The organism is Paractinoplanes bogorensis, from assembly GCF_018829635.1.
GTDB classification, from domain to species: domain Bacteria; phylum Actinomycetota; class Actinomycetes; order Mycobacteriales; family Micromonosporaceae; genus Actinoplanes; species Actinoplanes bogorensis.
In genome coordinates this window covers 39,561-59,511 of sequence record NZ_JAHKKG010000012.1, presented here as the reverse complement: position 1 = coordinate 59,511, position 19,951 = coordinate 39,561, and the positions used below count along the sequence as shown (strand labels likewise).

Here is a 19,951-nt window from a genome sequence, read left to right as displayed (position 1 = left end):
CTACATGGTGCGGGCGGCGATGGCCTGGGCGTCCTCCGCCGTCTCGCGGATGCCGACCTCGATCGGGCTGGCCTGCAGGCCGAAGGTGCGCTCGGTGAGCGAGCTGTCCAGGTGGAACGGCCGGTAGAACTGGTAGTCCATCTCGGCCAGCTCACGGGCCATCGGCTGGAACAGCCCGGCCGTCCGCATCACCGCGCGCGGCAGCTTGCGGATGGTCAGGTGCGGCCGGCCGACGAAGTCGCAGTAGCGGTCGGCGAGCTCGCGGATCGAGATGGCCGGGGCGGTCGGGGTGTGCCAGGCCTTGCCCCAGGCGCGCTCGTCGTGGGCCAGCGTGATCATGGTGCTGGCCATGTCGCCGGTGTAGGTGAAGCTGTGCGGCAGGTCGGGGTCGGCGGTGGCGTACGCAGCCCGGCCGGCGTTCAGGGCGGGCAGGATGCTGTACGAGAACACGCCGACCGCGCCCGCGCCGATGTAGTCGGAGCCGCGCACCTCGACCGTACGGACGCCGCTGGCCAGGGCGTCGCGCCACATCTGGATCCGCACCTTGCCCTTGCGGCCGACGGCGGCCAGCGGGCTGTTCTCGGTCATGTGGCCACCGGGCTGCGGGCCGTAGACGTACAGGTTTCCGGTGATCACGTAGACCGCGCCGGCCGCCTTGGCCGCGGCGATCATCGCGTCGTTCATCGGGAACCAGAGCTTCTCCCACTCCGTGTACTTCGGGTTCGCGCAGTTGTAGAGCGTCTCCGCGCCCTGGGTCAGCTCGGTGAGCCGGCGGGCGTCGGAGGCGTCGGCCGCGACCAGCTCGATCAGCGGGTGCGACGGGCCCTTGCCACTTCGGGTGACCATGCGGACCCGCTCGCCGCGCTCGGCCAGCCCGCGGGCGACCGAGGAGCCGATGGGACCGGAACCGACGACGACGTGAGTAGGCATTGCCGTTCTCCTTTGTGAGCACCGCTCTCTGTTGAGAACAACGATTACACGACTCGGCGGCAAAAGCAAGAGCACTGCTCTCGTTGTGGCACACTGGTCGCATGAGCGCCTCCGGAGTACGGGCCCGCGTCCGGGCCGAGATGACCGAAGAGATCAAGACCGTGGCTCGCCGGCACCTCGCCACCGACGGGGCCAACCTGTCGCTGCGCGCGGTCGCCCGCGACCTGGGCATGGCCTCGTCCGCGGTCTACCGCTACTTCGCGAGCCGCGACGAGCTGCTGACCGCCCTGATCATCGATGCCTACAACTCGCTCGGCGACGCCGCGGAGCGGGCCGGGGCGGGCCCCCGCGAGCCCCTCGACCGGTTTTTACAGATCACTGCGGCCGTACGGGAATGGGCCCTGGCCGACCCGCACCAGTGGGCGCTGATCTACGGAAGTCCGGTGCCCGGCTACCAGGCGCCGCAGGACACGATCGGCCCCGCGACCCGGGTGATCCTGCTGATCGCCGACGTCGTCAAGGACGGCTACAAGGCCGGGAAGATCGCCGAGCGGCCACCGATCACCGGACGGTTCGCCGAGGAACTGCGCGTGGTGGCCGACCGATTCACCCCGGGCGCGCCGCCCCGGCTCGTCGGCGCCGCCCTGTCCGCCTTCCTGCACCTGAACGGTGCGATCAGCGCGGAACTGTTCGGCCAACTCGTGCAGTCGGTCGAGGAGGACCGGCCCGGCTTCTTCGCATTCCAGATGCGCAACCAGGCCTACCTGATCGGGCTCACCGACGAGCTCTGAGCACGTGCCCGCCGGGCGTGTCGGCCGGGATGTCGTCGCGCCCGAAGAACCGGGCCGCGAGCTGGGCCGGTCCGAGATCCTCGAGATCGCCGAAGCCCAGCCCGGTCAGCCGCGTGGCGATCTCGTCCGGCTCGAAATACGTCAACCACGGCTCGCCGATCTTCGCGACCCGGGCCGCCCGCGCCTCGAGCGCCTCCCGACGCTCGGGAGACATCCGCGACGGCGACTGGGCGTAGTCGAAAACCACCTCGTTGCCCGGACGATCGGCGATCGCCTCGAGCGTGGCCGCGAAGCCGTCGAGCGTCAGATAGGGCACCACCCCGAGCCACAGGAAGAACGCCGGCTCGGTCAGGTCCAGCCGCTCGGCCAGCGATTCCTTCTCGAAATCGACCCCGAGATAGCGTACGGACGAGGGAATCGCGATGCCCGACTCGGCCAGCCGGGTGCGCTTCCAGGCCCCCGTGTCGGGGTGATCGATCTCGGTCACCCGCAGGCCGGGATGAGGGTTGCGGTAGGCGAACGTGTCCAGGCCGGCGCCGAGCACAACCATTTCCCGTACGCCGTGCGAGTACGCCACGGCCAGCGCGTCCTCGGCGAAGCGGGTGCGGGCGGCGATGAACACGCGCATCGCCCGGCGGGGCGCGTCGGCCAGCAGCTCCTGCTCGTCGAGCCCGAGGATGCGTACGGCGAGAGGGTCTTGAAAGATCTTGCCGTGCTCGAGAATCTGGTGCGCCGCTCGGTAACGGGCCGCGCTCATCGCCGTACGGGAAGGCTCTCCGCTCTTCATCGCGGCATCCACCCGGCCCGGGCCAGATCGACGCGCTCACCCTTGAGCGGGACGCCCTCGGAGAGCAGACGCTGGCGGGCCTCCTGCTCGTGACCGGGCGGCATGCGACCCGAACTGTTGACCACCCGATGCCACGGGACGCCGCCGCCGTGCCGGGCCATGATCGTGCCGACCTGGCGCGCGGAGTTGCGGCCGGACCGGTCGGCCAGAGAATCGGCGATCGCCCCGTACGTCATCACGCGGCCCTCCGGAATGCTCTCCACGAGTGAGAGCACCTCTTCCACGTACTCCTGCGGTGTCACTCACGCCACGATATGGGATCTCGGCCCGGTTCCGTCGGCCCGCCCGAGCACAATTGGCCGGTGCGTGAACTGGTGACCGGTGCGCGCCGGATCGTGGTCAAGGTGGGTTCCTCGTCGCTGACCACGGCCTCCGGCGGAATCGACGAGCAGCGCGTCGACGCGTTGGTCGACGTGCTCGGCGGGCTCGCCGCCGACGGACGCGAGGTGGTGCTCGTGTCCAGCGGCGCGATCGCGGCCGGGCTGGCCCCGCTGAGCCTGCGCCGCCGGCCGCGTGATCTCGCGACCCAGCAGGCGGCCGCCTCGGTCGGGCAGGGGCTGCTGATCGGGCGCTACGCGGCCGGGTTCGCGCGGCACGGCCTGCAGGTCGGCCAGGTGCTGCTCACGGCCGACGACGTGACCCGCCGCTCGCACTACCGCAACGCGTACCGGACCCTGCGCAAGCTTCTCGACCTGGGCGCGCTGCCGATCGTGAACGAGAACGACACGGTGGCCACCGACGAGATCCGCTTCGGCGACAACGACCGGCTCGCCGCGCTGGTGGCCGCCCTGGTCCAGGCCGACCTCCTGGTGCTGCTCTCCGACGTGGACGCGCTCTACACCGGCAACCCGTCCGACCCTCTGTCGCGCAAGATCAGTTACGTGGGTGACGAAACCGATCTTGAAGGAATCAACATCACCGCGCCCGGCAAATCGAAGATCGGGACGGGCGGCATGGTGACCAAGGTCGAGGCGGCCCGAATCGCGACCGGGTTCGGCATCCCGGTGGTGCTCACCGCCGCTCCCCTGGCCGGCGGTGCGCTCTCCGGTGACGACGTCGGAACGCTTTTTCAACCGGCCGGCAGCCGGCCCACCGCCCGGCTGTTCTGGCTGGCCCACGCCACCGCCCCGCGCGGCCGCCTGCACCTCGACCCCGGCGCGGTGACCGCGGTGGTCGCCCGCCGCAAGTCGCTGCTGCCCGCGGGCATCACCGCGGTCGACGGCTCGTTCGCGGCCGGCGACCCGGTCGACCTGATCGACGCCGGTTCGGGCGCGCCGGTCGCCCGTGGGCTGGTCAACTACGACGCGGTCGAACTGCCCGCGCTGCTCGGCCGCACCACCGGAGAGTTGGCCGCCACCCTGGGGCCGGGATATGAACGGGAGGTCGTCCATCGCGACGACCTCGTCCTCCTTTAGAAGGATTACGTCATGACGACCGTCCTCCAGCAGGCCGCCGACGCGCGTGTGGCCGCCATCGATCTCGCCGCGGCCACGCGCCTCGACAAGGACAAGGCACTGCTGCTCATGGCCGACCGCCTGATCGAGCGTTCCTCCGACATCGTCGCGGCCAACGAGGTCGACGTGAACAACGCGCGGAGCGGCGGCCTGACCGAGGCGATGATCGACCGGCTGGCCCTCACCCCGGCCCGGGTCGAGGCGATGGCCGAGGGGCTGCGCGAACTGGCCGCGCTGCCCGACCCGGTGGGTGACGTCGTACGCGGTTCGACGCTGGCCAACGGGCTCGAGCTACGCCAGGTGCGGGTGCCGTTCGGCGTGGTCGGCATCATCTACGAGGGCCGGCCCAACGTGACCGCCGACGCCGCCGGCATCTGCCTCAAGTCGGGCAACGCGGCGCTGCTGCGCGGGTCCGGTTCGGCCTTCAGCTCGAACGCGGCGATCGTGTCGGTGTTGCGCAAAGCGGTGGCCGACAGCGGTCTGCCGGCCGACACGATCCAGCTGCTCGACGCGACGACGCGCGACTCGGTGAAAGAACTGATGCGCGCCCGGGGCCTGGTCGACGTTCTGATCCCCCGCGGCGGGGCTTCCCTCATCCGTACGGTCGTGGAGGAATCGACCGTGCCGGTGATCGAGACCGGGGTCGGAAACTGTCACGTCTATGTGGACGAAGACGCCGACCTTGAGAAGGCCCTGGCCGTGGCGGTCAACTCCAAGACGCAGCGACTGTCCACCTGCAACACGGCCGAGTCGCTGCTGGTGCACGCGGCGATCGCCGACCGGTTCCTGCCGCTGGTGCTGGCCGCATTGGCCGACGCCGGGGTGACGGTGCACGGCGATCCGCAGGTGGTGGCGTACGACTCGGCGGTCGTCCCGGCCGTTGACGAAGACTGGGGCAAGGAATATCTGTCGGCGGACATCGCGGTGGCGATCGTCGACTCGCTGGACGACGCGCTCGACCACATCCGCCGCTACGGCACCGGGCACACCGAGGCCATCGTGAGCGAGTCGCTGACGGCGACCCGGCGGTTCACGGCCCGGGTCGACGCGGCGGCGGTGATGGTGAACGCGTCGACGCGGTTCACCGACGGGGGCGAGTTCGGGTTCGGCGCCGAGATCGGGATCAGCACGCAGAAGCTGCACGCCCGGGGGCCGATGGGGCTGCCCGAGCTGACCTCGACCAAGTACGTCGTGACCGGGAACGGCCACATTCGACGGTGAGCTTACGACTCCGGTGACGGTGCCGGAGTCGCCTCGGCCGTGATCTCCAGGTCCGGCTTGGGCGACTCCGGCTCCGTCGGTTCCGGGGTGGGGTGCTTGGTGGTCGGTTGCGGGGCCGGCCTGGTCGTCTCCGTGGGGTTGGTGGGCTCGGCGGACGGCGTCGAGCCCACCAACCCGGCCGGAGAGGAAAGTTCGGGGGCGGGCGTTGTCCGGCCGGGTTCCGGCGCGGGCGTCGTCGGGCTCGGCGCGGACGTCGTCGGCGCGGGCGTCGTCGGCGCGGGCGTCTTTGTCGGGCTCGGCGCCGGCGTGGCGGGGTCGGTCGGGGTCATCGGTGGTGGCGTGGGTTCGCCGATCGTTACCGGCGCGCCCTCGACGGCTGCGGAACGCCAGTTGTCACCGACGAGCGCCGTCACCGCGTAGACCCAGCGGCCGGCCGGCACACCGATTTCGGCGCAACGCGTCCGGGTGATCACGCCCGAGCATCCTCGCCCCGCGTCCACGGTCGTGCCCGTCGCCAGATCGGTGCGGGTGACGCGATAGCCCCGCAGGGCCGGGCCGGTGAAATCGGACCAGCGCACTCGCACCGACTCCCCCACCACTCGCGCATGGGGTGCCCGCATCGCCGGCAGCACCATCGCCGCCGCGGTCGCGGGTGCGTCGCTCACCGACGAGTCCCAGGCGGCCATCGCGGCGGCCGGTTCGAAAAGAAGCACGCCGATGAGGCCGGCCCCCGTCAGCACCAACGCCGAGCGTCGCGGTGTCACGGCAGCCTCCTCACCTGGTAGTTCGACGACAGCGAAGCCATCCTGATCTCATCGCCGAGTTTTTGCGCGTTATCCACAGTCGAGCGTTATCCACAGGCCATCCACAGCGGCCCGATTTGATCACCGAATTCCGGCATAATGCCCGGTGGACGGGGGCCCCGGTGGTGGGTGGGCCTGTGGGGCCGGCCACGCTGCGGCCCGAGCCGGCGACACCCGGGCGGAAACCCGGGCGCCGCCCAGCGGGGGTCAGCTGGCGTCGCTGGCGCCGGTCACCTTGACCTTGATGGCGAACTTCGCGCCCTGGCAGCCGTCCTCGACGTTGTTGATCATGCGGATCGACTTGGACAGGGTGAAGGTCTTCGTCTCGCCCGCGGCCAGCTTCAGCGACAGGCCGGAGAGCACACCGCCGCTGCCGATCGTGTTCTGGCTGAAGTCGCCGAAGTAGATGCCGGTGTTGTTGCAGTGGCTGCCGGGCTGCACGCTCACGGCCTGGGCGCCGTCCGACTGGTTCCAGACGACCTTGGTGACCTCGACCGGGTACTTGTTCGGGTTCTCGATCTTGATCGTGGAGTCGCCGGTCGCGCCCGGGTAGAGGGTGGCGTCGGTCATGGCCTCGGTGATCACGAGCTCCTTGGCCGTGTCGGCCTGGGCGTAGGCGTTGCCTTCGCCGTTGGCCAGCCACGACGCCCAGGCGGCACTGGCCGCGCCGGTCACGGCGAGGGTGGCGACGATGACGGCGGCACGCTTGGTCGACTTACGCATGATGGCGGCTTCCTCCGATGTAGATGAAGGCGCCGGTTTCGCCACTGACTCCCCGCCGGACTGTGGCGACCAGTGTCATCGCCCAGCGGATCTTCGCCTCGCCTGAACCCGGTGTCGGGCTCGGGAGAACTGTGCCTTGGCTGTGACGTGCGACTCAACAACCAATGTGACTATGAGTAGCGTCGACCGGGTTGCCAGACCGTAGCTGATCAGCCCCATTAGGGTGCAAATCGGTTGCCGATGTTGACAATCAGCGACAGGCCCGAAGCACGGTCAGCGTCGTGTTCACATCGAAGTTGGGCCCCTCGGCGCTGTCCCAGCCGCCGTCGGTGCGCTGGGTCTCGCCGAGCCGCTTGCGAGCGCTCTGCAGCAGCCAGTCGTCGCCGAGGTTGACCCGGCGCAGCGCGGCGGCCATCGAGGCGATGTCGGCCGGCGTCATATCGGGCAGCCGGTCGCCGAGCACCAGCTGCACCCGGGCCGACTCGTAGAAGTACTGCTGGCCGTAGAGCAGCCCGGCCGCGTGCCAGCCGGCCGCGAGGAAGGACGGCCACGTGCCGTCGGAGTGGAGCCGGCCGACCACCCAGGCGGCGGCCGAACCGAGCGTGTGGCCGTAGCGGGCGGGCACGTCGAAGTGCGGGTGCGCCTCGTACTCGGCCAGCGTCATCCAGAACCCGGCGACCGCGGTGAGATAGAGGGTGGCCTCGGGGTCGCCCGGCATCGCCCAGGCGGGCGCCTCGGCGGCCAGCTCGGCGGCCTCCTGCCAGGTGCCGTCGCGCCGCTGGATGCTGGCCAGCCAGGCCAGGGCCCGGTCGACCGGGTCGCCGTGCAGGCCACCGAGGTCGTCGAGCTCGTTGAGGCGGAAGCAGGTGGCGTCGATCGAGTCGACGGGGCCGTCGGTCGAGGCGGGCCAGCCGCCGGCCTCGGACTGCCCGGCCGTGATGCGCCCGATCACCAGCGGATCGGGTGAGTGACCGGTGCGCAGATATGACAGACGTGCTCGCTCCACGGGGTCGCCGTGCGCGACGACGTAACCGATCGCAGCGTCGATGTCTACCACGACGGTGACGCTACAACTCGTACCGGGAAAGCGCTGCTTTGAAAGTCACGCTGGGGAACCGTTTGACGACTCCCCAGCGTGACATTCCCGGACAATCAGTACGAAGGCTGCGACGGGTCGATCGTGTTGACCCACGAGACGATGCCGCCCTGAAGGTGCACCGCATCCTTGAAGCCGGCCGCCTTGATCGCCGCCAGCGCCTCGGCCGAGCGCACGCCCGACTTGCAGTGCAGCACGATCTGACGGTCTTGCGGGAAGCGCGACAGCGCCTCGCCCGAGAGGATCTCGCCCTTGGGGATCAGGGTCGCGCCCGGGATCCGGTTGATCTCCCACTCGGCCGGCTCGCGGACGTCGACCAGGAACAGGTCCTTGCCCGAGTCCTGCCAGTCCTTGAGCTCGCGGGCCGTGATGGTCGCGTTGAGCGTCGCCTCTTCGGCCTCGGCCGAGACCGCGCCGCAGAAGTCCTCGTAGTCCTCGAGCAGGTCGGTGACGGTCGGGTTGTCGCCGCAGAGCGCGCAGTTCGGGTCCTTGCGGACCTTGATCTTGCGGTACTCCATCTCGAGGGCGTCGTAGACCATCAGCCGGCCGACGAGCGGCTCACCGATGCCGGTCAGCAGCTTGATCGCCTCGTTGACCTGGATCGAGCCGATCGAGGCGCACAGCACGCCCAGGACGCCGCCCTCGGCGCAGCTCGGCACCATGCCGGGCGGCGGGGGCTCCGGGTAGAGGCAGCGGTAGCAGGGACCGTGCTCCTCCCAGAAGACCGAGGCCTGGCCGTCGAAGCGGTAGATCGAGCCCCAGACGTACGGCTTTCCGAGCAGCACCGCGGCGTCGTTGACCATGTAGCGCGTCGCGAAGTTGTCGGTGCCGTCGACGATCAGGTCGTACTGGCTGAACAGCTCTTTGACGTTGTCGCGGTCGAGCGCGGTGTTGTGGATGACCACGTTGACCAGCGGGTTGACCTCGGCGATGCTCGCGGCGGCGGACTCGGCCTTGGGCCGGTCGATGTCCGAGACACCGTGGATGATCTGGCGCTGGAGGTTGGACTCGTCGACCGTGTCGAAGTCGACGATGCCGAGCGTGCCCACACCGGCGGCGGCGAGGTAGAGCAGCGCCGGCGAACCGAGGCCGCCCGCGCCGACGACCAGGACCTTCGAGTTCTTCAGCCGCTTCTGGCCGTCCATCCCGACATCCGGGATGATCAGGTGCCGCGAATAACGGCGGATCTCATCGACGGTCAGCTCTGCGGCCGGCTCGACGAGCGGGGGCAGTGCCACGTTAACTCCCCGGGTTGACGGTAAGGATCGGTCACCATTGTCACTCGCGACGACGGCAACCGGCCATGACGTTGGACACCGGCCCGACATGCGGGACACGGGAATTTTCCAGGCCGTTCACAGAGAAGGGCCGCTGAAGATCTTCCCATTCCGGGTCGGCCACGCGTACGCCTTGCAGCCGCGCAGCGTGAGGGTCTGCTGCACCATCACCGGGGCCGGGCCGCCCGCCTTCGGACAGCCCTCGTGATGATGGCCGAGCTCGTGACCCACCTCGTGGTTGATCACGTATTGCCGATAGGTGTGCAGGGATACCCGGGCACTCACGAACGGGGTCGCCGAGCGCCGCCACCGGTCCAGGTTGATGATCGCCTTGCCGGTGGTCCGGCACGACGTGTACGGCCGTCCGCCGATCCGGATGTTCGTGCCGCCCCGCAGGCACATCTGCCCCGCGGTGTCCCGGGTCGCGAGATAGACGGTGAAGTCGGCCGGATCCGAGCCACTCACCATCTGCAGGCGCACCTGGCCGCCGCCGATCCAGCTGCGCGGGTCGCCCAGCGTGTCGGCGACCTGGGTGGCGAAGTCGGTCGCGTCCTCGTTGCTGCCCTTCTCGACGGCCACCCGGAAGCGGCGCAGCTCGCCCTTGCGGCCGAAGACCGGGCTGCGCGTGGTGGCGTACGTGAACTGGCCGGAACCGTGCGCGGGCACTCCGCCGGGCATCTGCAGCTGGCTGGACACCAGCGTGGTTTTCTCCGGGGTCTTCGATGGCGTCGGAGTCGGCGTGCTCTCCAGAACCGGGGCCGCACTCGAAAACGAGGGAGACGGGGCGACGGCCGGGGGCGCCGGGGCGGCCGATTCCTGGATGCGGCGGCCCACCGCGAAACCGCCCGCGATCAGGATGACCAGCGCGAACGCCACCAGCCACCACTTACGCCACTGATCGCGGCCGACAGGCGGCGGCGCGGCGGGCGGAGCGGTGACTTCGTCGATCATCGTGGGTCAGCGTCGCACACGGCGGTGAACGATGTCTGCCCCAAATGGATCTTGTGAGATCCGCTATCCCCCGACCGGGGACCGGATCTCGTCGAGCATGCCGACCACCGCGCGGGCGATCACCCGCGGCACCTCCATCTGGGCCACATGCCCCACGCCGGGCAGCATCAGCAGCCGGGAATCGGGGATCGCGCGGGCCACCACGGCGGGCACCCGCGGGTCGACCAGCTTGTCGTTGAGACCCCCGGCGACCAGCGTCGGCGCCTCCACCCGGGCGGCCAGCCGCCACTGCGAGTTCTCGCCCGGCAGATAGGCCCGGAGGAAGCTCGAGACAAGACCCCGGAGCGTTCCCAGGTACGCCTTCGGGTAGTGCGCGACCGTGTAACGCAGACGGATCTCTTCCATCGCCTCGGCGCGCCGCTGCGGGGTGACCTTACGGGTGTCGCCGAAACACGCGGCCAGCACCTGTTCGGCCATCTCCTCGGCGGTCAGACGGGCGAAGGCCCACCCGAGCACACGATCGGCCTTGGGCAACGCCAGCAGAGGCAGAGCACGGGCCTGAGCCGTACGCCGTACGTCGAGGAACGGCATGGCCGGCGAGATCAACGTCAGCGTCCGTACGAGGTCAGGCCGCAGCCCGGCGACCCGAACCGCGATCGATCCGCCCAGTGAATTGCCGACCAGGTGGACCGGGCCTCGCCCGTCGTGCTCGAGATAGGCGATCAGCGTCTTGGCGAAAGCCGGGATCGAGTAACGCGGACTGGGATCGCTGTAGCCGAAGCCGGGCAGGTCGACCGCCTGGGCGTCGAACCGGTCGGCCAGCAGTCCCGCGAAGTCGGTGAAGTTCTGCGACGAGCCGCCGAGACCGTGCACGTAGAGAGCCGGTTCGGCGTCGGGGCGGGTGGCCGGCGTGTCCCGGACGTGGAGCATCGCTCCCCCGATGGTGACTCGCCGTGCAGGCCAGGGTGCCGGTGCTTCGCCCTCCGGCAGCAATGCGCTGTCGGCGGCCAGGTTCGCGCCTCTCATCGAGTCAAGAGTGCCTCAAGCCGGCGGTTCACCGCCGCCAAAGTGGCGCGCACCATGGCGTGCCGGTCGTCGCTGGTGACCACGGCCGAGCCGGCCAGCTGTTCGACCCAGCCGCCGCACGAGAGCAGCAGCACGACGACTGCGACCTGGGCGGCGCCGAACGGGACGGCGGCCGCGTGCTCGACGAAGCACCGGGCCGGGCCGTCCGGGTGGTGGTCGGACTCGGACAGCAACTCGTCGACCGCGCCCGCCGTGGCCATCGCGCACAGACGCAGCAGATAGCCGTCGACCGCGGGCCCGCTGGCCGTTCCGGACGCCGTACGGGTGCCGACGCCGAGCTTGACCTCCACCGTGGCGTCCGAGCCGAACGTGTTGACGTGCACGTTCTCGATCACGACGCGCGGGCCGGGGTGCTCGTTCGGATAGAGCGGGCGCGGCGTTCCGCATTCGACACCGGTCGGTACGACCTCGGCCGACTCGTCGACCAGGGGGACGGCGGCCGGGCGGGCCGCGGCCACGTGACGTTCGCGCGCCTCCCGTTCCCGGGTCTCGCGCTCCTTGGCCTCGCGGGTCTCGCGTTCCCGGGCCGCCTCCCGCTCCCGCGCCTCCCGCTCCTTGGCCTCGCGCTCCCGCTCGGGGGCGATGACGTCGGCGAGCGACGCCGACTGGGCGGGCGGGGCCGAGATCGGCTCGGCCTTGCGCACCCTCGGCACCAGACCGGACGGTGAGACGGGCACCGGGATCTCGCCGGGCATGGCCGCGTCCAGACCCATCCGGTCTTGCAGGAGGCGGGCCACCTGACGGCTCACCTCGGCCGGGTCGGCGCCTTCGGCGAGGTCGAGCCGCAGGCTGTGCGCGCCGTTCGGGGCGGACCGCAGCGAGGCGTCCCGCACCCCGTCGACCTCGCGCACCGCGGCCAGGATCGCCTGCACGTCGAAACCTTCCTGCCGTTCCTGCGCCGGCAGGACGTCACCACGACGCAGGTGGGTGGCGATCCGGGCGAGCGCGGGGGTCTCGGCGGTGGCCTCCACGAGCGGCGGCTCCGGCACGCCCTTGGGCACGTCGGGCTGGGCGGGCACCCGCTGGGGCAGACCGGGGTGGCTGGGCTCGCTCGACTCACTCACCGGTCCGAGGCCGGGGTGGCTCGGCCGGCTCGCGGCGCCGACGCCCGGCTGGGTCACGGGTCCGAGGCCGGGATGACTCGGTCGGCTCGCCGGCCCCAGGCCCGGGTCGTTGGCGGAGCCGAAGCCGGGACTGCTCGGCTCGTTGGCCGGGCCGGGGCCGCCCGGTTCGGCGGCTGGGCCGAGTCGAGCGGTGGTCTGGCCGAAGCCCGAGTAAGGAGCCGGCGAGGGCTGGGTCGGGACCGGTGGCTCGTACGGCTGCGGGGTCTCATAGGACGACGGCGGCTTCAAGGGCTCGTACGGCTTCTGCGGCTCGTAGGGCGACGGCGGCTCGTAGGCCAGCCGGCGCGGGAAGCTCGACGGGTCGTAGGCCGGGCGAACCGTGCCCGGCTGGTCGGACGGCACCCGCGGCACGCCCTGGATCGGGGTGCCACCGCTGAGCGCATGCCGGGCCGGCTCGGTGGTGGTGTGCTCGGCCGTGCCCCAGTCGGCCCGGCGTCCGCCGCCGGGGGTGGACGGGCGCACCAGCGGGACGGCGGCGCGCTGCTGGACGATCGGCGGCGGGGGCGGTGGGGTCTCGTCGTCGAGGTCGCCCTCGTAGGGGTAAGGCGGGGCGCTGTTCGGCGTCGGGACGTCGTAGGCCCGCAGCGGCACGGGACCACTGCCACTACCCGGTTCACGACGGTCACCCGTGCTCAAACCGGGCTCACGACGACCTCCCGTGCCCAGACCAGGCTCACGGTTGGCCCCCGTGCCCAGACCAGGCTCACGGTTGGCCCCCGTGCCCAGACCAGGCTCACGGTTGGCCCCCGTGCCCAGACCAGGCTCACGACCGGCCACCGCACCCGGGCCCGATCCCGTGCCCAGACCGGGCTCCCGACCAGCCACCGCGCCCAAGCCAGCTCCAGTACCCAGACCGGGCTCACGGTTGGCCCCCGAGCCCAAGCCGGCTCCCGTGCCCAGACCGGGCTCACGGTTGGCCCCCGTACCCAAGCCGGGCTCACGGTTGGCCCCCGTGCCCAGGCCGGGCTCACGGGCAACGGCGGGGCGGGCCGGCGACGTGGGCTCGGCCGCGGGGCGGGGTGGCTGCGGCGCGAGCGGGCTCAGCAGCTCGGAGAAGCGCGACCTGTCCCAGCGCGAGCCGCCGGGCAGAGTCTCCACGGACGGGGGAATCTCGCTGCCCGGTTTCGCGTCGACGAAGCCGGGCGGGGCGGGCGCCGGAGACGGGGCCGGAATGCTGGACGCGGGCCGCACGGAGGGCTGAGCGGAGGCGGGAATGGCCGATGAGGGAAATGCCGGATTACGCGGAAACGAGCGGGTCTCGGCCCCCGAACGGCGCCAGGAGGGCACGTCACCCTCGGTCTCGACCCCTGTCCCCTGATAGGACCAGGGGCTGTCCGATGTCGCCCAGCCGTTCACCCGAGAGCGCTCACGCGAATCGGCACCGTTGCCGCTGTCCGCGGCTCCGGTGTCTCCGGAATGCCCTGATTCATCCACCGCGTGCTCCTCGCTCGCCCCCGCTGAGGCTACCGTGTGCTTGCAGTGGCGATAAGTTGCAGCGTCGCGACAATTGCTGCGAAGGAGCAACACTCGCCGATACGGGCAATCCGCGCCGGCAAACGGGGTACGACCCGCTGGAGGTTCGAGAGACATGACCGCTGCGTCCGGCGGAGCTCAGACGGCCCGTCCCACCCGTCTGCCCCGATCCGCGCGTCGTAAGCAGTTGCTGGCGGCCGCTCAGCAGGTCTTCGTCGCGCACGGCTACCACGCCGCGGCGATGGACGACATCGCCGAACGTGCCGGCGTCTCCAAGCCCGTGCTCTACCAGCATTTCCCGGGCAAGCTGGAGCTCTACCTGGCACTGCTCGACACCCACTGCGACGCGATAATCGCCAAGGTGCGCGACGCCATGCTGGCCACCTCCGACAACAAGGAGCGGGTCAAGGGCGCCGTACGGGCGTACTTCGACTTCATGGATCACGAGAGCGAGGCGTTCCGGCTCGTCTTCGAGAGCGACCTGCGCAACGACCCGCAGGTGCGTCAGCGGGTCGAACGGGTCGAGGTGGGCTGTATCGCCGCCGTCACCGACACCATCATCTCGGACACCAGCCTCAGTTCCGACGCCGCCGAACTGCTCGCCTCGGGTCTCGTCGGGGCGGCCGGACAGTCGGCCCAGTTCTGGCTGACCAACGGACGGCGTACGCCTAAAGCTGAAGCCGAAGCGCTCGTAGCTGCGCTGATCTGGCGCGGGATAGCCAGCTTCCCGCTCCAGGGTGGCGCATCCGGCGGCACTCCGGCCGAAATCGGATAGCCTTGCCAGCGGTAAGACCCGCGAAAAGGAGGGGCCCCGTGGAGGTCAAGATCGGCGTGCTGCACACGCCGCGTGAGCTGGTGCTCGAGAGCGCTCAGACCCCGGCGGAGGTCGAGCAGGCCGTGACCGAGGCGATGGCCAAGGACAGCGTGCTGTCGCTCACCGATGAGAAGGGCCGCAAGGTGATCATCCCGATCTCCAAGGTGGCGTATGTGGAGATTGCCGACGCGAACCCGCGTCCGTTCGGTTTCACCACCCGCTGAAGTATTTCTTCACCCGCTGAAGGCGCCTTCGTTCCCGGAGGCGCCTTCAGCGTGCTTCGGCCTCCGAAGTCCGCTCTGAGGTGCACGATCGTCCGGTCGGGTAGACTTGCCCTGTTGCCGTCGACGTCGATCTCTACCGATCGCCGCGGTGACCCGCGCGTGCGGCCCGCTGCTTGTTAGCTCAGCAGCGTGTGGCCCGCGCCCTATCCACACCGCGCCCCAGACTTTCAACGGGCGCACCACGAGAGGCACCCGTAAAACTTCATGACCGAGATCGAGATCACCGAACCCGCACTTGTGCCGGTCACCAGCCGCGCACCGGTCCGTCCGGACAGCCCCACCTTTGCCGAGCTGGGTGTCCGCGCCGAGACCGTGGAGGCGCTGGCCAAGGCCGGCATCACCCACGCCTTCGCCATCCAGGAATACGCGCTGCCGATCGCGCTGCGCGGCACCGACCTGATCGGCCAGGCCCCCACCGGCACGGGCAAGACGCTGGGCTTCGGCCTGCCGATGCTCGAGCGGGTGCAGGCCCCGTCCGAGGGCGCCGACGGCAAGCCGCAGGCGCTCATCGTCGTTCCCACCCGTGAGCTGGGCCTGCAGGTGGCCCGCGACCTGGCCGCCGCGGGCAGCACCCGGGGCGTCCGCGTCCTGCCGATCTATGGCGGCGTGGCCTACGAGCCCCAGGTCGACGCGCTCAAGAAGGGCGTCGAGATCCTGGTCGGCACGCCCGGCCGCCTGCTCGACCTGGCCAAGCAGAAGCAGCTCAAGCTCGACTCCATCCGCACGCTCGTGCTCGACGAGGCCGACCGCATGCTCGACCTGGGCTTCCTCGACGACGTGGAAAAGATCCTGGCGATGATCCCCGAGCAGCGGCAGACCATGCTGTTCTCGGCGACCATGCCCGACCCGATCGTCGCCCTGTCCCGCCGCTTCCTGCGCACCCCGGTGACGATCCACGCCGGCCACACGGCCGACAGCGGTCCGTCGCCGCTGACCAAGCAGGTCGTCTACCGCACCCACCCGCTCAACAAGGTCGAGATGGTGGCCCGCATCCTGCAGGCGCGCGGCCGGGGCCTCACCATGATCTTCACCCGCACCAAGCGGGCGGCCGACCGCCTGGCCGAAGACCTCGACTTCCGGGGCTTCGCCGTCGCGGCCGTGCACGGCGACCTCAACCAGGGCGCTCGCGAGCGGGCCCTGCGGGCGTTCCGCAGCGGCAAGATCGACGTGCTCGTGGCCACCGATGTCGCGGCTCGCGGCCTCGACGTCTCCGGCGTCACGCACGTGATCAACTACGACTGCCCGGAAGACCCCGAGACCTACACGCACCGCATCGGCCGCACCGGCCGGGCGGGCGCCACCGGCGTCGCCGTCACCTTCGTCGACTGGGAGGACATGCCGCGCTGGGTCCTTATCGACAAGTCGATGGGCCTGAGCATGCCGCAGCCGCCCGAGACCTACCACACGAGCCCGGCGCTCTACAGCGACCTGGACATCCCGACCGACATCTCGGGCACCCTGCCGACGGCCGACCGCAGCCGGGCCGGGCTGTCCGCCGAGGTCGAGGAAGACCTGGGCGGCGGCCGTCGCCGGCGCGAGACCGGTGGCGGCGGACGCGGCCGGGGCGGGCGCTCCCCGCGCGGCGGCTCCGATTCGGCTCCGCCCTCGTCCGAGAGCGGCAGCGACACCGAGCGGCCGAAGCGGCAGCGGCGCCGGCGGCGGGTCGACTCCGACGACGCGGCGCCGGTCTCCGACGCGGTCACCACGACCGAAGAGTCCACGCCCGACGAGGGCGAGCGTCCGGCCGGCACCACGCGCACGCGCAGCCGCCGCCGGGTGGCCGCGCCGACGTTCTCCGATGCCGAGACCGACGCGGTCGACGCCCCGGCCGATGACGCCGGCGAGTCCGATGACGACAGCGCCGACCGTCCTCGCCGCCGGCGGCGCCGGGGTGGCCGGGGCAGCCGCGGGGCCGGGTCCGCTTCGGACGACGCCGCGCCCGCCGACATGAGTGGTGGATCGGAAGCCGGAGTGGGCACGACCGCCTGATTGCCCGCGTACGGGGAAAGCCCCTTGGTCTTGATCTTGAGACCGAGGGGCTTTCGCGTGTCAGTGGCGGGGCTCGACGCCCAGGGCCGCGCAGGCGTCGCGATACATGCGGACGGCCTCGGCCCGCACCTGGCGGCGCTCGGTCAGCCGCTCGGAGAACGGGACGCGGACCGGCACCTCGATGCCGTTGACGACCGCCTTGAACTCCATCGCGTCGGCGTCCAGGCCGGACATGCGGGCCGCGGTCGCCGTCGGCATGCCGCCGAGTGCGCGCACGATCAGCACCATGTTGTCGGTGTGGTCGCCGTTCATGTGCCGGGCGATCTCGTCGACCACCTCGGGCGGAAACGGATCGGTCATCCCCATCGCCTCTGCAGCTCGGTCAGCACGCCGATGTTCAGCCGGTAGGCCTCGGCGACCTCGGTGATGAACTCCTCCTGCTCGTGCGGCGACCAGGGCACCGAGTCGAGCAGGGCCCGGTAGTGATCTTTGAAGGCGCGCGGGTCGACGCCGTTGAACAGGAAGAAGCGGTGGCCGTCGGCGGCGGGCAGGCCGTAGGACTGGGCTATCGCGGGGCCCAGATATTGGCCGCCGGAGAGGTCGCCGATGTAGCGCGTGTATTGGTGGGCGACGAAACCCGTGGCGGCCAGGTGGGCCACGTGACGCAGGCGTGTGCAGTACGTGGTGGTGCTGGGCAACGCGAAGAGGTGGTCGGCCCATCTCGGCCCGTACAGGTAACGCAGGTCGGCCTCGAGCGACGGAAGCCGGCGCAACTCGGGGAACAGGAACGTGCCGACCACCGGATCGTCGGCCATCGTGGTGGCGGCCGACTCGAGGGCCTCGTAGATGAACCAGTGCTGCGCGGTCAGGTCGGCGTAGGCCTCCCAGGGCAGCCGGCCGGCCGCGAGCGCGTCGAGGAAACCGCTGCGCTGGGCCGCGTCATGGTCGCCGACAGTGTTGCGGCGCACACGGACGGACAGCCGGTCGGCCCCCGGCGGAACGGCCATCAACGACATCGGCAAGGCACCTCGCTCCCGGCCCATCAGCCTACTTATAGATCCACTCGGCGCTGACGGCGGTCCTCACTCCGCGTGCACATCTGCCGTGGGCCGGGATCATACGCGGCGTTCGTTTCCCCTCTCGGCGCACTCGGCGTGTTCGTCGACTTTTTCCGGGCGCGGCAGAATGGAGGGATGCCGCAATCGCTCGAAACCGCGTTGGCCGAGGTCCGGGAACTCCTGCTGGGCCCCGATCTGACCCGTGCCGTGGCGGCCGGCCGTCGTCGCGGCCTCACCGCGCCGGTGACCAGGGCCGAGTTGCGGCCGGTGACACTCAAGGGTGGCCCGCGGTTGCAGATCGTGACGGACGACGGGTCGCGGCCGTTCACCCGCAACGTCGCCCCGGGAGCCGAGGCGGCGGCTGCGGCCGATGAGCTGCTGGCCCTGCCGTTCGGCAACTGGCACGTCGAGACGACGTCGGTGACGCTGCAACTGCGTGTCACCAAGAAGGGTGACGCTCAGGTGCACCGGGCTGCTGCTGCGGCTTCTTCTGGATCTTCCGCCCATGATCGCCAGAAGCAGTGGCTGCTTGACCCGGGCGATCCGCTCTTCGACGTGATCGGCGGCAACGCGGCCAAACGGCGGCAGATCGACGCCTTCCTGCGCGCCCTCGCGGCCACGCTGCCCCGCGAGCTTCCGCCGACGTTGCGGGTGGTCGACCTGGGCTGCGGAAACGCGTACCTGACGTTCGCCGCCTACCGCTACCTGGCCGGGCTGGGCACGTCGGTCCAGGTCGTGGGGGTCGACGTCCGGGAGGATCAGCGCGTACGCAACACCGCCGTCGCCGCCTCCCTCGGCTGCGCCGACGACGTGACCTTCGTGGCCGGCACGATCGAAGACGCTCAACTGCCGTTCGCGCCCGACCTGGTGCTGGCCCTGCACGCCTGTGACACGGCCACCGACCAGGCGCTGGCCCGGGCCGTCGACTGGAACGCGGAATGGGTGCTGGCCGCGCCTTGCTGCCACCACGACATCGCCGCCCAGCTCAAGGGCCGTCCGGCGCCCGCCCCGTTCGGCGAACTGACCCGGCACGCGATCATGCGCGAGCGTTTCGCCGACGTGCTGACCGACTCGCTGCGGGCGGCGCTGCTCCGGCTGAACGGCTACAAGGTCGAGGTGGTCGAGTTCATCGACTCGGCCCACACCCCGCGCAACCTGCTGCTGCGCGCCCGGCACACCTCGGCCGCGCCCACCTCGGCCCAGCGGGCGGAGTACGAGGCGCTCACGTCCGAGTGGGGCGTCACTCCCGCGCTCGCTTCCCTACTCGACCGTCAGGCTCCAGGCCGCGGTGTGGACCTGGCCGGCCACCTGGAAGTCGAAGAACATGCGGTAGTTGCCGCTGCTCGGAGCGGTCAGCCAGAACTTCACCTTGCCGTCGACCAGCGTCGTCTCGGGGTGGACGTGTAGGTAGGCGACGTCACCCTCGCGCATCACGACCAGGTGCCCGAACGTGCCCAGATAGGGGTCGAGCTTGGCCGGCCGTCCGTCGGCCCCGGTGACGCTGACGAGCACCGGCTGGGTGGCTTTGGTATCAGGCGTTCCCTCGTACGCGACGGTGAAGCCGGACGATTTGTCGGTGCGCTGGGCGGCCGGCAGGGCGACGGGCGTGTAGTCGCCGGCCACGGTCAGGTCGCCGCCCAGCGTGGTGGCGATCTGCTGCCCGCCGACGATCGCGGTGAAGTCGGCCACCATGCGATAGATCCCCGGCTGGGCCAGCGTGAGGTCGATGCCCCAGGTGCCGTCGGCCGCCATGGTCGGGTGCAGATGCTGGAACCCGGTCAGGTCGCGCCGGACGACGATCAGGTGCAGCGGTTTGTCGTGCACGACCGCGTACGTGGTCACCGGCGCCCCGCCCGCTCCCGTGACCCGGAAGGTGAGCCGCTGCGCCTTGCCCGCGGTGAAGCTGGTGGTCTCGGGAACCAGGGTCAGCCCGCCCGAGCTGAGCGACAGCCCGCCGACGGCCGCCCCCATCGCCATCGGGGTGGCCGCGCCGGACTGCACGGAGGTGCCGTCGGCGTTGTGGGCGTGCG

20 protein-coding genes and 1 pseudogene are annotated in these 19,951 nt (G+C 70.8%); 8 read left to right on the top strand and 13 right to left on the bottom strand.

The window, feature by feature from the left end:
* Positions 1-930: an NAD-dependent epimerase/dehydratase family protein gene (locus tag KOI35_RS34250; RefSeq protein WP_215792853.1), complete on the bottom strand. Its 930-nt coding sequence runs from the start codon at positions 928-930 to the stop codon at positions 1-3.
* 101 nt (positions 931-1,031) lie between these two features.
* On the opposite strand from KOI35_RS34250, the gene KOI35_RS34245 reads away from it, so the two are divergent.
* Complete coding sequence (locus KOI35_RS34245) at positions 1,032-1,721, top strand: TetR/AcrR family transcriptional regulator (RefSeq protein ID WP_215792852.1); 690 nt, start codon at positions 1,032-1,034, stop codon at positions 1,719-1,721.
* Here the strand turns inward: KOI35_RS34245 and KOI35_RS34240 are convergent.
* Together KOI35_RS34240 and KOI35_RS34235 are read right to left on the bottom strand one after the other, a co-directional pair.
* Positions 1,705-2,508, bottom strand: coding sequence for a class I SAM-dependent methyltransferase (locus KOI35_RS34240; RefSeq protein WP_215792851.1), 804 nt, complete (start codon positions 2,506-2,508; stop codon positions 1,705-1,707). The genes KOI35_RS34245 and KOI35_RS34240 overlap by 17 nt on opposite strands.
* Positions 2,505-2,810: an MGMT family protein gene (locus KOI35_RS34235; protein WP_215792850.1), complete on the bottom strand. Its 306-nt coding sequence runs from the start codon at positions 2,808-2,810 to the stop codon at positions 2,505-2,507. The genes KOI35_RS34240 and KOI35_RS34235 overlap by 4 nt, the downstream gene beginning before the upstream one ends.
* A 12-nt stretch (positions 2,811-2,822) precedes the next feature.
* On the opposite strand from KOI35_RS34235, the gene proB reads away from it, so the two are divergent.
* Both proB and KOI35_RS34225 read left to right on the top strand, forming a co-directional pair.
* Complete coding sequence (gene proB / locus KOI35_RS34230; protein WP_215792849.1) at positions 2,823-3,983, top strand: glutamate 5-kinase; 1,161 nt, start codon at positions 2,823-2,825, stop codon at positions 3,981-3,983.
* 12 nt (positions 3,984-3,995) lie between these two features.
* On the top strand, positions 3,996-5,243 hold the full coding sequence (locus KOI35_RS34225) for a glutamate-5-semialdehyde dehydrogenase (protein ID WP_215792848.1): 1,248 nt from the start codon (positions 3,996-3,998) through the stop codon (positions 5,241-5,243).
* 2 nt (positions 5,244-5,245) lie between these two features.
* Here the strand turns inward: KOI35_RS34225 and KOI35_RS34220 are convergent, their stop codons facing one another.
* The 7 genes from KOI35_RS34220 to KOI35_RS34190 all read right to left on the bottom strand — a co-directional run bounded on the left by KOI35_RS34220 (position 5,246) and on the right by KOI35_RS34190 (position 12,894).
* A complete protein-coding gene (locus KOI35_RS34220; protein WP_215792847.1) occupies positions 5,246-6,007 on the bottom strand; it encodes a hypothetical protein in 762 nt (253 codons plus the stop codon).
* 246 nt (positions 6,008-6,253) lie between these two features.
* On the bottom strand, positions 6,254-6,769 hold the full coding sequence (locus KOI35_RS34215; RefSeq protein ID WP_215792846.1) for a hypothetical protein: 516 nt from the start codon (positions 6,767-6,769) through the stop codon (positions 6,254-6,256).
* Between the two features lie 250 nt (positions 6,770-7,019).
* Positions 7,020-7,826 carry a prenyltransferase/squalene oxidase repeat-containing protein gene (locus KOI35_RS34210; protein WP_215792845.1) on the bottom strand — a complete coding sequence of 269 codons (807 nt, stop codon included), beginning with the start codon at positions 7,824-7,826 and terminating at the stop codon, positions 7,020-7,022.
* Positions 7,827-7,921: 95 nt separating this feature from the next.
* Positions 7,922-9,103, bottom strand: coding sequence for an adenylyltransferase/sulfurtransferase MoeZ (moeZ, locus tag KOI35_RS34205; protein ID WP_215792844.1), 1,182 nt, complete (start codon positions 9,101-9,103; stop codon positions 7,922-7,924).
* Positions 9,104-9,220: 117 nt separating this feature from the next.
* A complete protein-coding gene (locus KOI35_RS34200) occupies positions 9,221-10,093 on the bottom strand; it encodes a DUF3152 domain-containing protein (protein WP_215792843.1) in 873 nt (290 codons plus the stop codon).
* Between the two features lie 63 nt (positions 10,094-10,156).
* Positions 10,157-11,119, bottom strand: a complete 963-nt coding sequence (locus KOI35_RS34195) for an alpha/beta fold hydrolase (RefSeq protein WP_215792842.1) — start codon at positions 11,117-11,119, stop codon at positions 10,157-10,159.
* Positions 11,116-12,894: a Daple gene (locus tag KOI35_RS34190; RefSeq protein ID WP_215792841.1), complete on the bottom strand. Its 1,779-nt coding sequence runs from the start codon at positions 12,892-12,894 to the stop codon at positions 11,116-11,118. Before KOI35_RS34190 ends, KOI35_RS34195 begins: the two co-directional genes overlap by 4 nt.
* Before the next feature lie 361 nt (positions 12,895-13,255).
* Here KOI35_RS34190 and KOI35_RS34185 point away from each other — a divergent pair, with 361 nt between their 5' ends.
* The 4 genes from KOI35_RS34185 (at position 13,256) to KOI35_RS34170 (ending at position 16,863) form a co-directional block, all read left to right on the top strand.
* Positions 13,256-13,504, top strand: a complete 249-nt coding sequence (locus tag KOI35_RS34185; RefSeq protein ID WP_215792840.1) for a hypothetical protein — start codon at positions 13,256-13,258, stop codon at positions 13,502-13,504.
* Positions 13,505-13,891: 387 nt separating this feature from the next.
* Complete coding sequence (locus KOI35_RS34180) at positions 13,892-14,551, top strand: TetR/AcrR family transcriptional regulator (RefSeq protein WP_215792839.1); 660 nt, start codon at positions 13,892-13,894, stop codon at positions 14,549-14,551.
* Between the two features lie 38 nt (positions 14,552-14,589).
* Complete coding sequence (locus tag KOI35_RS34175; RefSeq protein ID WP_215792838.1) at positions 14,590-14,814, top strand: DUF3107 domain-containing protein; 225 nt, start codon at positions 14,590-14,592, stop codon at positions 14,812-14,814.
* 264 nt (positions 14,815-15,078) lie between these two features.
* Entirely contained in the window at positions 15,079-16,863 is a 1,785-nt protein-coding gene (locus KOI35_RS34170; protein ID WP_215792837.1) for a DEAD/DEAH box helicase, read from the top strand.
* A 60-nt stretch (positions 16,864-16,923) separates the two neighbouring features.
* Here the strand turns inward: KOI35_RS34170 and KOI35_RS34165 are convergent, their stop codons facing one another.
* Both KOI35_RS34165 and KOI35_RS34160 read right to left on the bottom strand, forming a co-directional pair.
* Positions 16,924-17,223, bottom strand: a complete 300-nt coding sequence (locus KOI35_RS34165; protein ID WP_215792836.1) for a DUF2470 domain-containing protein — start codon at positions 17,221-17,223, stop codon at positions 16,924-16,926.
* Positions 17,220-17,879 carry a biliverdin-producing heme oxygenase gene (locus KOI35_RS34160; protein ID WP_215792835.1) on the bottom strand — a complete coding sequence of 220 codons (660 nt, stop codon included), beginning with the start codon at positions 17,877-17,879 and terminating at the stop codon, positions 17,220-17,222. The genes KOI35_RS34165 and KOI35_RS34160 overlap by 4 nt, the downstream gene beginning before the upstream one ends.
* Positions 17,880-18,056: 177 nt before the next feature.
* Here KOI35_RS34160 and KOI35_RS34155 point away from each other — a divergent pair, with 177 nt between their 5' ends.
* Entirely contained in the window at positions 18,057-19,328 is a 1,272-nt protein-coding gene (locus KOI35_RS34155; RefSeq protein ID WP_246614240.1) for a class I SAM-dependent methyltransferase, read from the top strand.
* Here KOI35_RS34155 and KOI35_RS49420 read toward each other — a convergent pair.
* Positions 19,248-19,892: pseudogene (locus KOI35_RS49420) on the bottom strand (DUF8832 domain-containing protein); the annotation flags it as partial. The gene KOI35_RS34155 and the pseudogene KOI35_RS49420 sit on opposite strands and share 81 nt — an antisense overlap.
* Positions 19,893-19,951 lie beyond the last annotated feature (59 nt).

Bases quoted from the DNA above. Each gene is read 5' to 3' on its own strand.
- KOI35_RS34250 (WP_215792853.1), bottom strand. From the start codon at position 930: ATGCCTACTCACGTCGTCGTCGGTTCCGGTCCCATCGGCTCCTCGGTC.
- KOI35_RS34245 (WP_215792852.1), top strand. From the start codon at position 1,032: ATGAGCGCCTCCGGAGTACGGGCCCGCGTCCGGGCCGAGATGACCGAA.
- KOI35_RS34240 (WP_215792851.1), bottom strand. From the start codon at position 2,508: ATGAAGAGCGGAGAGCCTTCCCGTACGGCGATGAGCGCGGCCCGTTAC.
- proB (WP_215792849.1), top strand. From the start codon at position 2,823: ATGGGATCTCGGCCCGGTTCCGTCGGCCCGCCCGAGCACAATTGGCCG.
- KOI35_RS34225 (WP_215792848.1), top strand. From the start codon at position 3,996: ATGACGACCGTCCTCCAGCAGGCCGCCGACGCGCGTGTGGCCGCCATC.
- KOI35_RS34215 (WP_215792846.1), bottom strand. From the start codon at position 6,769: ATGCGTAAGTCGACCAAGCGTGCCGCCGTCATCGTCGCCACCCTCGCC.
- KOI35_RS34200 (WP_215792843.1), bottom strand. From the start codon at position 10,093: ATGATCGACGAAGTCACCGCTCCGCCCGCCGCGCCGCCGCCTGTCGGC.
- KOI35_RS34195 (WP_215792842.1), bottom strand. From the start codon at position 11,119: ATGAGAGGCGCGAACCTGGCCGCCGACAGCGCATTGCTGCCGGAGGGC.
- KOI35_RS34180 (WP_215792839.1), top strand. From the start codon at position 13,892: ATGACCGCTGCGTCCGGCGGAGCTCAGACGGCCCGTCCCACCCGTCTG.
- KOI35_RS34170 (WP_215792837.1), top strand. From the start codon at position 15,079: ATGACCGAGATCGAGATCACCGAACCCGCACTTGTGCCGGTCACCAGC.
- KOI35_RS34165 (WP_215792836.1), bottom strand. From the start codon at position 17,223: ATGACCGATCCGTTTCCGCCCGAGGTGGTCGACGAGATCGCCCGGCAC.
- KOI35_RS34160 (WP_215792835.1), bottom strand. From the start codon at position 17,879: ATGTCGTTGATGGCCGTTCCGCCGGGGGCCGACCGGCTGTCCGTCCGT.
- KOI35_RS34155 (WP_246614240.1), top strand. From the start codon at position 18,057: ATGCCGCAATCGCTCGAAACCGCGTTGGCCGAGGTCCGGGAACTCCTG.